This window comes from Micromonospora sp. NBC_01655 (assembly GCF_026339755.1).
In the GTDB taxonomy this organism is placed as follows: domain Bacteria; phylum Actinomycetota; class Actinomycetes; order Mycobacteriales; family Micromonosporaceae; genus Micromonospora.
Window position 1 is genome coordinate 5,352,058 of the sequence record NZ_JAPEQF010000001.1, and the last position, 12,549, is coordinate 5,364,606.

Below are 12,549 nucleotides of genomic sequence, written 5' to 3' on the forward strand. Positions count from 1 at the left end.
GCGGAACCCGCCGTCGGGCACCGCCCGGCCCGCGCCCCGGCCGACGGGATCGGGGGACGCGAACGCTCAGCCGCGTTCGGCGCCCGGGGCCAGCCCGGCCGGGTCGCGCCGGGGCTGCGGCGCGGGACCGACCGGCCCCCGGGCGGCCCGCGCCAGGGTCTTGGCGAACCGGGCGGCCACCTGGTCCGCCCGGTGGTGGCGGACGGCGAAGTCCAGCCCCTGCCGGCCCAGCCGCTCGCGCAGCGCGGGATCCGCGCAGAGCCGGGCGACCTCCCGGGCCAGCCGGGCGGGATCGTCCACGCCGACCACGGCACCGGCACCGGCCGCGTCCAGGTGGGCCATCGAGGCCAGTTCCGCCGGACCGAAGCCCAGCACCGGCCGACCGGCGGCGAGATACTGGGGGATCTTGGTGGACAGCGAGTACCGGGTGAAGTGGCAGTGCTCCTCGGCGAACGACTCGACGTGCACCAGCACGTCGGCGCGGCGCAGCACCCCGGCGACCTCGTCGCTGGCCAGCGACCGGCCCAGCCGGACGCCGGGCAGCCCGAGCCGCTCGCCGTACCGGTCCAGATCCTGCGCGGGCGCGTGCACGGTCAGCCGGGCCCGCAGGCCGTCGGCGGCGAGCCGGCCGAGGGCCTCGCCGACCCGGCGCAGCGACCGCCAGCGGTCCAGGTGCAGCCCGCCGACGTAGACGAGGTCCAGCACCGCGCCGTCGGTGGCCGGGCGGGCCGGGCCCGGCCGGCCGGCGAAGTCCGCCGGGTCGACGCAGTTGCCGAAGGCCGCGAAGGCCAGCCCGTAGCGGCGCTGGTACTCCCGCGCCATCGGCTCGCTGATCCCCAGGCCGTACGACGAGTGCCGGATCACCTCCCGGACCTCGGCGAGCAGCGCGCGCCGGGCGACGCCGAGCGTCTGCCGGTCGGTGTACAGGGTGCTGGGCCAGTCGTCCATGAAGTGCGGCACCAGCGGCACCCCGCACTCCCGGGCCGCCAGCACGGCCAGCCGCATCTGCCGGATGCTGCCCAGCGTCGCGTACACCACCTGCGGGCGCTGCTCCCGCATCCACCGGCGCGCCCCGGCCGGCACCCGCAGCGGGCTGAGGTCGACGAACGCCCGCAACTCGGCCCGCATCCGGGCGCGCAGCGACCCCGGCTCGACGCCCGCCCGCAACTCGGCCCGCATCCGGGCGCGCAGCGACCCCGGCTCGACGCCCGCCCGCAACTCGGCCCGCATCCGGGCGCGCAGCGACCCCGGCTCGACGCCCGCCCCACCGGCCCCCGCCCCGCCCACGCCCGACCGGTCCGGCACGCCCGACGACGTCCCCCGGATGGTCCGGGCCCGCCAGCGGTAGAGGTGGTACTCCACGGGCGCGCAGCGCGGGTCGAGCCGCAGGAACCGCTGGCAGACGTCCGTGGCGGGTTCCCGGTCCTCGGCGTAGAGCTGGGCCAGCCGCTGCCCCGGCCAGCCGGCGAAGAGGTTGGACAGGGTGATCCCGGTGCCCGAGGCGCGGCCGAACACCGCCGCGCCGACGACCAGCACCCGGGGATGCTCCTCAGCCCACCAGTTGTCCATCGGATCTCCATTCCGGCGCCGGACGCGCAGCCCGGCGCAGCGCCTTGCGGTAGCCGTACAGGGCGGCGGGGACGACGGCGAGCGCGAACCCGGCCACCGCGACCCAGGGGACCGCCCGGAGCCCGAACCAGGAGGCGGCGTACCACTTGCCGACCAGCGACAGGACGGCGAACGCCGCCCAGCCGACCAGTTGCGGGGTGACCACGCCGGCGGCGTTCTGCACCATGAACCGCGGCGAGAGCGCCGCCTGCACCACCCACCAGGCGCCCAGCCCGGCCAGCAGCCACGGGTCGCCCCCGATCGGCACCGGCAGCCAGGCGTCGAGGATCCGCTCCCCGGCGACCGCCAGGACGACCGTGGGCAGCAGGGTGGCCAGCACCGAGACGACGGTCATCCGGCGGGTGATCCGCCGCACCCAGGCCAGTTGGCCCCGGGCCAGGGCGTCCCCGTTGGCCGGCCAGAGCGGCACGTTCACCAGCACCACGAGCTGGCCGAGCTGGCCGAGCAGCTTCGCCGGCACCACGTAGGCGGCGACGGCGGACAGCCCGAGGGCGTGGGCGACGATCAGGGTGTCCACGCTGGTCGCGACGGACGTCACCACGGTCACCACGAAGAACAGCCCGCTGAGGCTCAGCAGTTCCCGGGCGGCGCGCGGGTCGACGTAGCGCAGCCGGGGGCGGATCCGGGAGCCGTCGCGCCAGAAGAACCAGAGGCTGTTGAGCAGGTTGACCAGCAGCGGCGCGGCGGCCGAGGCCGCGATGATCGCCACCGGCGGCAGCCCGGCCCGGACGATGCCGAGCACCACCAGCAGCCCGACCAGGCCCGCCCCGGCCTGCCAGAGGTTGCTCCGACCGACCTGCTGGTACGCGTACTGGACCCGGACGATCAGCGACAGCGGCACGTTGAGCACGAACGCGGTGAGGCAGATCAGGGCGATCGCCCTCGCCTGCCCGGGCGCGACCTGGCCGGTGGCGTTGAACAGCGACGCCCAGGGCACCGCGTCGGCGAGCAGCCAGAGCGCGCCGCAGAGGGTGACCGCCAGCAGGGACAGCGCCAGGTAGGCGCTGGAGACGTAGCGGCGGGCCAGTTCGTGGTCGCCGGCCGCCTGGCAGGGCGCCAGCTTGGTCATCAGTCCACTGCCCAGGCCGAGGTCGGCGAAGGCCGCCATCCCGGCGAGCGCGGCCACGGCCATCCAGAGGCCGTACAGGTCGATGCCGAGGTAGGGCAGCGTCACCGGGACCAGCACGATCGGGACCACGAACCCGGCCAGCCGGCCGAGCACGGCGGTGCAGACCCCGGTGACGAGCCGGCGGGTGCGGTCGGGCGCGCGCCGGTGGGCCCCGGGCGGGGGGCTCTTCCGCTCGGCGAGTCCGGCCGGGACGTTCGGCACTAGTGTTCGGCGAGCACGTGGCCGGCCATCCAGGCCACGGTCTCCTCCAGACCGACGCGCAGCGGCACCGGGCGCGCCGTGGGGAACAGCTCCCGAAGCCGGCCGCAGTCGGCCTGCGAGTCGCGCACGTCGCCGGGGCGGGGCGGCTCGTGCACCACCGGCAGCCGGCGGCCGAGCACGTCCCCCAGCTCGGCGACGAGGTCGAGCAGCGACACCCGGGCCCCGAACGCCAGGTTGACGGCGTCCGGCGCCGCCACCCGGCGCAGCACCGCCTCCACGATCACCGCCGTCACGCTGCCCACGTAGGTGAAGTCGCGGGTCTGCCGGCCGTCGCCGTGCACCCGCAGCGGCCGGCCGGCGAGCGCGGCGGCGACGAACTGCGGCACCACGGCGGCGTACGTGTGGTGCGCCGCCTGCCGGGGGCCGAAGACGTTGAAGAAGCGGAACGGCAGCACGGACAGCCCGTAGCAGGACGCGTAGGCCAGGGCGTACGCCTCGGCGGCCAGCTTGGACACGGCGTACGGGCTGACCGGCATCGGCCGCAGCGTCTCCCGGCGGGGCAGGACGGGGTTCGTCCCGTACACCGACGAGGACGACGCGAGGACGACCTGGGGCACCCCGTGCCGCCGGGCGGCCTCCAGCACCATCAGGGTGCCGGTGGCGTTGGCGTGGTGGCTGGGCAGCGGCCGGTCGATGGAGCGGGGCACCGAGCCCAGCGCGCCCAGGTGCACCACGCTCTGCGCGCCCACGAAGGCGCCGTCGAGCAGGTCCGGGTCGAGGACGGTGCCCCGCGCCAGCCGGACCGGCACGTCGAGCAGGTTCTCCACCGCGCCGGTGGAGAGGTCGTCGACCACCACCACCTCGGTCACCTGCGGTACCTCGCACAGCGCCCGAACCAGGTTGGCGCCGATGAAACCCGCGCCGCCGGTCACCACTACCTTCACGGTCTCCCCCACCACTGGTCGGTCTCCCCGAGCGGCCGGCGCGTAGCCGGGCCACCCGCTGAACAACGACCGCCGATCCGGCAAGTTACTGCAAAAGGGACAGCCGGCGGTCGTCACCCGCGCCGGGCGGGCACGGTCAGCGGCTGCCGCTCTGTCCCGCGCCCGCCGGTCGGCTGCCGGCGGGCCCGCCCCGGTGGCCGCCGGCGTCGATCCGGCCGCCCGTGGGGCCGAGCGCGCCGAGGAACGCCCGCAGCCGGCGGCCCTGCGCGGCCGGGCTCCGGGTCTCGGCGACGAAGGTCCGCCCCGCCGCGCCGAGCGCGGCGGCCGCCGCCGGGGGCAGTTCCAGCACGCGCCGGATCGCGTCCCGGAGACCGGCGGCGCTGTCGTCGTCGGCGTACACCAGGTGCGGGTCGTAGTCGGCGGGTATGCCGGGCAGCCGGGTGGTCACCACCGGCACCCCCGCCGAGAGGTACTCGATGAGCTTGGACGGGAACGAGTACGGCACGAAGTGCTGGTCGACCGGCCGGGGATTGACCAGCACCGCTGCCCCGGCGAGCCACCGGGCCAGGTCGCCGCGGTCCAGCAGCCGCGGTGGCTCGACCCGAGGGTCGAGCGCCGCCTGCTCGTGCAGCCACCCCTCCAGTTCGCCCCGGCCGAAGACGCCCAGCCGCAGGTCCGGCGCCGGCAGCCCGTGGAACGCCTCGACCAGACGGTCCACGCCGTAGGCGCGGCTGAGCCCGCCCGCGTACCCGATCTGCCGGGCGGCGGCGACGGCGACCCGGGGCCGGACCCCGACCGGCGGGTTGCAGATCCCCTCCAGCACCAGCCAGGGACGGCCGGGCGCGAAGTCCTCGGCGAGCCGACCGGTCAGGGCGACGACGCCGGCGCACCGGCGCAGCGCGGCCCGGACCAACGCGACGTCCACGGACCGCAGCAGCCGGACCAGCCGGCCCTCGTGTGGCAGCGGCACCCCCGGCGGGTCGGTCAGCACCGGCACGACCCGGACCCCGCGCAGCCGGCCCAGCAGCACGCCGGCCCAGAGGAACGGCGTGTGCACCCCGTGGACCAGCAGCACGTCGGCGGGCTGTTCCCGCAGCATCCGGGAGCCCCGCCGGCAGGCCGCGACGAACCGGGTGAGGTGCTTGAGGCCGAGCAGGTTGACGAAGCCGAGGAGTTGCCCGTCCACCCCGTCGTGGCGGAACCGGGCGGCCCGGTACCGGATCCGGGGGTTGCGGGGGTAGGTGGAGACCGGGGCGGCGGACAGCAGCCGGACCGGGCAGCCGGCGCCGCGCAACGCCTTCACCACCCCCCAGGCGAAAGCGTGGGTCTGGGTGGCGTGGATGGCGTCCCCGGCCATCGCCCGGTCCAGCGCCTCGTCGGACAGCGTGAAGCCGAGCAGGACGATCCGTGGCGGCTGCCCGGGCCGGGCCTCCCGGTCACCCGCGTCGCCGGCCGGCACCGCTCAGCCCGCCAGGATCCGCTGGTACGCCGAGTCCAGCCCCCCGAGCATCGCGTCCAGGCTGTACCGGTCGACGACCGTGCGCCGGGCCCGCGCGCCGAGCCGCGCCCGGGTCCCGGCGTCGCCCAGCAGCGCGGCGAGCGCGTCGGCCAACGCCGTCGGGTCGCCGGCCGGCACCAACCGCCCGCCGCCGTCGCGCAGCACCTCCACGTTGCCGCCCACCGCCGAGGCCACCACCGGCAGCCCGTGGGCCATCGCCTCCAGCAGGGCGTTGGACAGGTTCTCGTGCAGCGTGGGGAAGACGAACAGGTCGGCGGCGCAGAGCAGGTCCGGCACGTCTGCGCGGTTGCCGAGCAGCCGTACCCGCGCCGTGCCGGCCGCCCGCAGGGCCGCCTCGACGTCGCCGCGGGCCGGGCCGTCGCCGGCCACCAGCAGCACCGGTCGGACCGGGGCCGGCGGCAGCCGACGCAGCGCCTCGGCCAGCACACCGAAGCCCTTCTCCCAGGTCAGCCGGGCCACCACGATCATCGCCAGGTCGTCGGGGCACAGCCCGAGGTCGGCGCGGACCCGGTCCCGGGCCGCCTCGGGCCGGGCCGGCACCGGCACCCCGTTCGGGATGACGCCGAGGAACCGGTCCGCGCAGCCGCGCAGGAAGTCCCGGCCGGCGGCGTACTCGCAGACGGTCGCGACGTGGCTGGCCGCCCGCAGGGTCAGCGGCTCGGCGCCGCGCACCAGCAGCGCGCGGCGCACCGGGCGGTCGACCCGCCGCAGGTCCCGCACGGTCCCGTGCACGGTGACCAGGACCCGCCGGCAGCCGGCCAGCCGGGCGGCGAGGACGCCGTGGAACCCCTCGTTCTGCAGGCCGCGTACGTGCACCAGGTCGGGGCGGACCCGGCGCAGCAGGGCGACCCAGTCCCGCAGCAGGCCGACGTTGAGCGCGCCGTTGCCGCTGCTCTGGTGCATCCGGACGAAGTCGTACCGGTCGGCCAGCCGGGAGCCGAGCACCCGTTCGACGGCGGTGAGCGGCCCGTTGGCGCCCGGCGTCCCGGCCGAGTGCTGCACGACGACGGGCCGGGTACGGGTCCCGGGCCCCGCGCGCTCGGCACCGGCGAGGTCAGTGCTCAGATCCACTTCCGCTCCTATCGACGCGCCAGGCAAGAGGCGGGCCCTGCGCCGCCGGAGTGCCTACACTAAACCGACCTATGGGACACAAGTTACAGACACGCGAAGACAGGAATATGCCGACATCATCTGAAGAGGACGTCGCTCCGCCGCCCGGTGCCGCGCCGCCACGGCTGCTCGCGCTGGCCGCCTTCCGGTTCCCGCACGGCGACGCGATGTCCAATCGGCTGCTCCAGCTCGCCCGGGCCGCCACCCCGCCCGGCACGCCCACCCTCGTGGTCAACGACTGGCCGGCCGACGGGACCCGGCCGCCCGCCGACCCGCCCCTGCCGCCGGGCGTACGGCTGATCTCCATCGGCGGGGGCGCCCACGGGCCGCTGACGCGCTGGCTGCGCTGGCGCGCCCGGCCCCTGCGGATGCTGGCCGCGCTGCGGCGCGCCGGCGTGCGGCCCCGCGACCTGACCGGCGTCTACCTGCCGCTGAGCCTGTGGAACCTCACCACCTGGGCGGTGCTGCGATCCGCGACACGCTGCCGGGTGACGGTGGACGTGCTGGAACGCCACGACCCGGAGCAGTTCCCCCGGGGCCGGCTCGCCCCCTACTTCCTGCGGCACCGGTGGGGCCTGTTCCTCGCCGGCCGGCTCGCCGACCGGGTGATCGCCGTGTCCGAGACGATCGCCGGGCACTTCGTCCGGCGCGGCCGGCCGACCCTGGTCGTGCCGCCGCAGGTCGACCTCGCCGAGCACCCCGCGCCGGCGCCGCCCCCGATCGCCGAGGGGGTCCGGCTGCTCTACGCCGGCTCGGCCGGGCCGAAGGACCTGCTGTCGGTGGTGCTGGCGGGCATGCGGGGGTTGCCCCGGGCCGAGCGGGACCGGGTCCGCCTGGTGATCGCCGGCTTCGACCGGGACCGGGCCGCGAGCCTGTCGGACCTCGACGAGGGCCTGCTGACGGAGCTGGCCGACCGGGTCACCTTCCTCGGCCGGGTGCCCCGCGACCGGGTGCTTGAGGAGCTGCGCCGGTCGCACTTCTCCGTGCTGGTCCGGCCCCTGGCCGGGTACGCGCAGGCGGGCTTCCCCTCCAAGGTGCCGGAGAGCCTCGCCGCCGGGTGCCCGGTGCTGCTGAACTCCACCAGCGACCTGGGACGGTACGTCGTGGACGGCCGGGAGGGGCTGGTGCTCGCCGGGCCCACGGCCGACGACGTCCGGGACGGGCTGGTCCGCGCCCTGGCCCTCGACGACGCCGCCTGGTGGGCGATGAGCCGGGCCGCCCGGGAACGGGCCGGGTCCTTCGACTACCGGTTGTGGGCCCCGGTCGTCAGCGCGTTCGTCGCCGGCCCGGGGTCCACCGCCGACGGAGCACCGGCGAGCTCCGCCAGCGCGGCAAGTTCGTCCGGCGTCAGCCGGTGACCGGGCGGGTAGAGCGCGCGCTCGTGCGCCGCGATCGTCGCCACCGGCCAGCGCAACCGGAGCACCCGCGCCGGATTGCCGGCGACGATCGCGTACGGCGGCACCGGACGGGTCACCACCGCACCGGCCCCGACCACCGCGCCCCGGCCCACCGTCACGCCGTGCAGGATGACGGCCCGGGTGCCGACCCAGACGTCGTCGCCGATCGTCACGCCCCGGTCCAGGGCCTCGTCGCCGGGCTGCTTGCCCACGGCGGTCATCGGCACGCCGACCCGGTCCACCCGGTGGTTGCCGCCCCGGATCGTGACCTGCGGGCCGAACATGACGTTGTCCCCGATCCGGATCCGGGACCGGGCGGCGATGAGGACCGGCCGGTGTCCCAGGTCGACGTTGCGGCCCACCTCGATCGTCTCGTACGTGTAGACGCCGTCCGGGTCGAAGACGAAGCCGTCGCCCCGGGCGGCGAACCGGCCGGCCACCGCCAGGCCGCGCACCGCCCGGCGGGCCCGGGAACCGAGGGTCCAGAGCCGGTCGAGGGCACGGGCCAGCCCGCCGAGGACCGGGCCGGGACGGCTGGCCGACAGCCGCATCAGGCCCGCCCCCGCCCGGCGGCGGCCCGGTCAGCGCGCCGGCACACCGTAGATCTCCCGGATCGCCGCCGCCTTCTCCTGGGCGGGTAGGTGGCCGCAGCCCAGCGACTTGGCCCGCATCCGGTCCAGGTACTCGTCGACGGTGCGCACCACCCGGGCGGGGGCGCCGACGGCGACGCTGTTGGCGGGGATGTCCCGGGTGACGACCGAGCCGGCCCCGATCACGCACCGGTCACCGATCGTCACCCCGGGCAGGACAAGCGTGCGCACCCCGAGGTACACGTCGTCGCCCACCCTGATCGGCGCCGTCCACTCCAGGTCCGGATGCTCCCGGCGCAGGATGAGCGTACCGCCGTCATGGGTGACGAACTGCACCCCGGCGGTGATGTAGACGTTGTCGCCGAGGGACACCAGCCACGGCTCGGACCCGAACATCGCCCGGTTGATCCCGTAGAACCGGACCCGGCCCCGCAGGTCCACGCCGATGGCCCTAGCGAACCCCTCCGGGTCGCGGGCCGCCGCCCGACGGTCCCGCACCGACGCCCACAACGCACGGAGCATTCCCACCACCATCCCCTCCCGACGTCGGAGTCCGCTCGACGCCGGCCGTCGTCCGACCCGTCGACCTTGCAACGACGTTCCCCGCCCCAGGTGACCGTCGCGGGCCGGTCGACCTGCGGCCCACGGCTGGCGATCGCCGGCGTGTTGGCACTGGTCGGCGTGCTGGCGCTGGTTGGCCCCGGCGGCCCGCAACGACCCGGCCGCCCGCGCGTCCGCCCGGCGCACCGGGGTCGACAACCCGCCGCGCATACCGGACCGGCACCCGGCATGAGAGCAAAAATCGGAAACATCACATGAAAGCCTCCCAAGGCTGATAGAAACACGATTCGGTCTGTTCACCCCCGAGTCCTGGAGGTCGGAACGTGAACGTTCACCGGGAGCTGGCGACACCACGGGGATCGGGCACCGTCCGGTGAGCGGGCGGCCCTCGCCCGCCCGGCTGCGCGTCAAGCGCGCCGTCGACGTGCTGCTGGTGCTGGCCGCGCTGGTGCTCACCACGCCGGTCGTGGCGGTCGCCGCGCTGCTCGTGCTGGCCCAGTTCGGTTCGCCCGTGTTCTTCAGCCAGGTTCGGACCGGCCGGCACGGGCGACCGTTCCGGATCTACAAGCTGCGGACGATGTCCGACGAGCGCGGCGCGGACGGCGCCCTGCTGCCCGACGGGGTCCGCTGCCGGGGGGTCGGTCCCGTCCTGCGTCGGCTCAGCATCGACGAGCTGCCCCAGCTCTGGAACGTCCTGCGCGGGGACCTCAGCCTGGTCGGCCCGCGACCACTGCTGCCCCGCTACGACCCGTGGTACACCGACCAGGAACGGCGCCGCTTCCTCATGCCGCCCGGGCTGACCGGCCTGCAACAGATCAGCGGACGCAACACCCTCCGCTGGGACGACCGGCTCGCCCTGGACACCCGCTACGTCGACGAGTGGTCGCTGCGGCTGGACCTGTGGATCCTGGTCCGCACAGTCGGCAAGGTGCTGCGGGGCACCGGCGTCGTCCTCGACCCGTCCGCGCACATGCTGGATTTCGACCAGGAGCGGCAGCTCACATGCCTGCCCTCCTGACCGCCGCCGGGGTCACCGTCGGGGTCACCGCCCTCGACAGGCCCACCGACCCCGCACTGGGTTCGGTCACCCGGCTGCTGGCCGAGGCGATCCCGGCCGACTGCGCGGGCCTGGTGCCGTACCACGCGCCCGGGTACGCCGCGTTCCTGGCCGCCGCGCTGGCCCCGCCGGCCGGCGCCCGCACCGTCCTGCTGCGCTGCGTGCGCGACGGGGCCGACGTGCTGGCCGTGGCGGACTGGCGGTGGCTCGGTCGGCAGTTGCTGCTCAACGGGGTCGCGGTGGCCCAGGGGGTGCGGGGCTCGGGCCTGGGTGGCGCGCTGCTGGCCGACGGCCTGCGGCTGGCCCGCCGGCTGCGGTGCGCCGCGCTGGCCCTGGACGTGTCGCGCGACAACGTCGGCGCCCGCCGGCTGTACCGGCGCTTCGGCTTCGCCGGCCGGTCGCACAGCTCCTGGGCCGAGGTGCCGCTCGCCGTGGGAGCCGGCCCCGGACTCCGCTTCGCCGACTGGCCGGCCTTCGCCGCCCACCGCGCCGCCTACGGCTTCGGCGACCTGCGGGTGTTCACCGCCGCCGGCCCGGTGACCGTCCGGGCGGTCGGCCCGACGCTGCGGGTGCCCGCCGGCCCGGAGGCCGGCGGGCTCGCCACGGCGCTCGCCGGGCCGCTCGGCGCCACCCGGGCCTGGGCCGTCCGGGACGGGCTGGACCCCGGCGGCTTCGCCCGGTTCACCAGGATGCTGCGGCCCGTCACGCCCGGCTGAGCACCGCCGAGACCAGTTCCCGCGCCTCCTGCTGGATCTGGGCCAGGTGGTCGGGGCCCTGGAAGGACTCGGCGTAGATCTTGTAGACGTCCTCGGTGCCGGAGGGGCGGGCGGCGAACCAGCCGGAGGCCGTGGTCACCTTGAGCCCGCCGATCGCCGCGCCGTTGCCCGGGGCGGTGGTCAGCGTCGCGGTGATCGGCTCGCCGGCCAGCTCGGTCGCCGTCACCTCGTCCGGGGAGAGCTTGGCCAGCACCGCCTTCTCCTGTCGGCTGGCCGGGGCGTCGATCCGGGCGTACGCGGGGGCGCCGAACCGTTCGGCCAGCTCGGTCCAGTGCTGGCTGGGCGTCTTGCCGGTGGTCGCGATGATCTCCGAGGCGAGCAGGCAGAGCAGGATGCCGTCCTTGTCGGTGGTCCAGGTGCTCCCGTCGCGGCGCAGGAACGACGCCCCGGCGCTCTCCTCGCCGCCGAAGCCGACCGACCCGTCGAGCAGGCCCGGCACGAACCACTTGAACCCCACCGGCACCTCCAGCAACGGCCGGCCCAGGTCGCCGGCGACCCGGTCGATCATCGAGGAGGAGACCAGGGTCTTGCCGACCGCGGCGGCCGGGCCCCACTGCGACCGGGTGCGGAACAGGTGCCCGATCGCCACCGCCAGGAAGTGGTTGGGGTTCATCAGGCCGCCGTCGGGGGTGACGATGCCGTGCCGGTCGGCGTCGGCGTCGTTGCCGGTGGAGACCTGGTAGTCGGCGCGGGCGGCGATCAGCGACGCCATCGCGTTCGGCGACGAGCAGTCCATCCGGATCTTGCCGTCGCCGTCGAGCGTCATGAACCGCCAGGTCGGGTCGACCGTCGGGTTGATCACCGTGAGGTCGAGGCGGTGCCGCTGCGCGATCTCCCCCCAGTAGGCGACGCTGGCCCCGCCGAGGGGGTCGGCGCCGACGCGCACCCCGGCGTCCCGGACGGCGTCGAGGTCCACCGCGGCGGGCAGGTCGTCGACGTAGCGGGCGAGGAAGTCGTACTCACCGGTGGTGTCGGCGGCGCGGGCCCGCGCGTACGGGATCCGCCTCACCTCCTTGAGCCCGGCGGCGAGGATCGCGTTCGCCCGGTCCTGGATCCACTTCGTGACGTCGGAGTCGGCCGGCCCGCCGTGGGTCGGGTTGTACTTGAACCCGCCGTCGTCGGGCGGGTTGTGCGACGGGGTGATCACGATGCCGTCGGCCAGGCCGGAGGTGCGGCCCCGGTTGTGGGCGAGGATGGCGTGCGACACCGCCGGGGTGGGGGTGTAGCCGTCGCGGCTGTCCACCAGCACGGTGACCCCGTTGGCGGCGAGCACCTCCAGCGCGTCGACGGCCGCCGGGGCGGACAGCGCGTGGGTGTCCCGGCCGAGGAAGAGCGGGCCGTCGAGGCCCTGCTCCCGGCGGTGGTCGCAGAGCGCCTGGGTGACGGCGAGGATGTGGTCGGAGTTGAACGCGTTGCGCAGGCTCGACCCCCGGTGCCCGGAGGTGCCGAAGGACACCTGCTGCGCCGGATCGTCCGGATCGGGGTGCTCGGCGTAGTAGGCGGTGACCAGCCGGGGCACGTCGACCAGGTCGGCGGGCTCGGCGGGCTGACCGGCACGGGGGTGGGCCACTGCGCAACCTCCAGGGACGGGACGGACGTTGACTCTTTCCCGGCGAGCGCCGGGGTCACACGTGGC

General features: G+C 75.9%; 11 protein-coding genes. 3 read left to right on the forward strand and 8 right to left on the reverse strand.

The features are described from left to right. Positions 1-66 precede the first annotated feature (66 nt). The 5 genes from OOK41_RS24245 to OOK41_RS24265 form a co-directional block, all read right to left on the reverse strand. A complete protein-coding gene (locus tag OOK41_RS24245) occupies positions 67-1,569 on the reverse strand; it encodes a glycosyltransferase (protein ID WP_266266812.1) in 1,503 nt (500 codons plus the stop codon). Beyond that, positions 1,550-2,959 (reverse strand): lipopolysaccharide biosynthesis protein, encoded by a 1,410-nt coding sequence (locus OOK41_RS24250; protein ID WP_266266813.1) that lies wholly within the window; start codon positions 2,957-2,959, stop codon positions 1,550-1,552. Before OOK41_RS24250 ends, OOK41_RS24245 begins: the two co-directional genes overlap by 20 nt. Beyond that, positions 2,959-3,903 (reverse strand): NAD-dependent epimerase/dehydratase family protein, encoded by a 945-nt coding sequence (locus OOK41_RS24255; protein WP_266266814.1) that lies wholly within the window; start codon positions 3,901-3,903, stop codon positions 2,959-2,961. Before OOK41_RS24255 ends, OOK41_RS24250 begins: the two co-directional genes overlap by 1 nt. Before the next feature lie 136 nt (positions 3,904-4,039). Next, positions 4,040-5,362, reverse strand: a complete 1,323-nt coding sequence (locus tag OOK41_RS24260; protein WP_266266815.1) for a glycosyltransferase — start codon at positions 5,360-5,362, stop codon at positions 4,040-4,042. A gap of 3 nt (positions 5,363-5,365) precedes the next feature. Beyond that, complete coding sequence (locus OOK41_RS24265; protein WP_266266816.1) at positions 5,366-6,493, reverse strand: glycosyltransferase; 1,128 nt, start codon at positions 6,491-6,493, stop codon at positions 5,366-5,368. A gap of 107 nt (positions 6,494-6,600) precedes the next feature. Between OOK41_RS24265 and OOK41_RS24270 the strand changes: the two genes are divergently transcribed. Then, entirely contained in the window at positions 6,601-7,890 is a 1,290-nt protein-coding gene (locus OOK41_RS24270) for a glycosyltransferase (protein WP_266266817.1), read from the forward strand. On the opposite strand, the gene OOK41_RS31970 is transcribed toward OOK41_RS24270, so the two are convergent. Both OOK41_RS31970 and OOK41_RS24280 read right to left on the reverse strand, forming a co-directional pair. Continuing rightward, entirely contained in the window at positions 7,776-8,480 is a 705-nt protein-coding gene (locus OOK41_RS31970) for an acyltransferase (protein WP_323136226.1), read from the reverse strand. The genes OOK41_RS24270 and OOK41_RS31970 overlap by 115 nt on opposite strands. A 30-nt stretch (positions 8,481-8,510) precedes the next feature. Next, positions 8,511-9,041, reverse strand: a complete 531-nt coding sequence (locus OOK41_RS24280) for an acyltransferase (RefSeq protein WP_243639764.1) — start codon at positions 9,039-9,041, stop codon at positions 8,511-8,513. A 412-nt stretch (positions 9,042-9,453) separates the two neighbouring features. Between OOK41_RS24280 and OOK41_RS24285 the strand changes: the two genes are divergently transcribed. Both OOK41_RS24285 and OOK41_RS24290 read left to right on the forward strand, forming a co-directional pair. After that, positions 9,454-10,098 (forward strand): sugar transferase, encoded by a 645-nt coding sequence (locus OOK41_RS24285; protein WP_266266818.1) that lies wholly within the window; start codon positions 9,454-9,456, stop codon positions 10,096-10,098. Continuing rightward, positions 10,083-10,853 carry an N-acetyltransferase gene (locus OOK41_RS24290; protein ID WP_266266819.1) on the forward strand — a complete coding sequence of 257 codons (771 nt, stop codon included), beginning with the start codon at positions 10,083-10,085 and terminating at the stop codon, positions 10,851-10,853. Before OOK41_RS24285 ends, OOK41_RS24290 begins: the two co-directional genes overlap by 16 nt. Here OOK41_RS24290 and pgm read toward each other — a convergent pair. After that, positions 10,840-12,483: a phosphoglucomutase (alpha-D-glucose-1,6-bisphosphate-dependent) gene (gene pgm, locus OOK41_RS24295; protein ID WP_266266820.1), complete on the reverse strand. Its 1,644-nt coding sequence runs from the start codon at positions 12,481-12,483 to the stop codon at positions 10,840-10,842. The two genes, OOK41_RS24290 and pgm, sit on opposite strands and share 14 nt — an antisense overlap. Positions 12,484-12,549 lie beyond the last annotated feature (66 nt).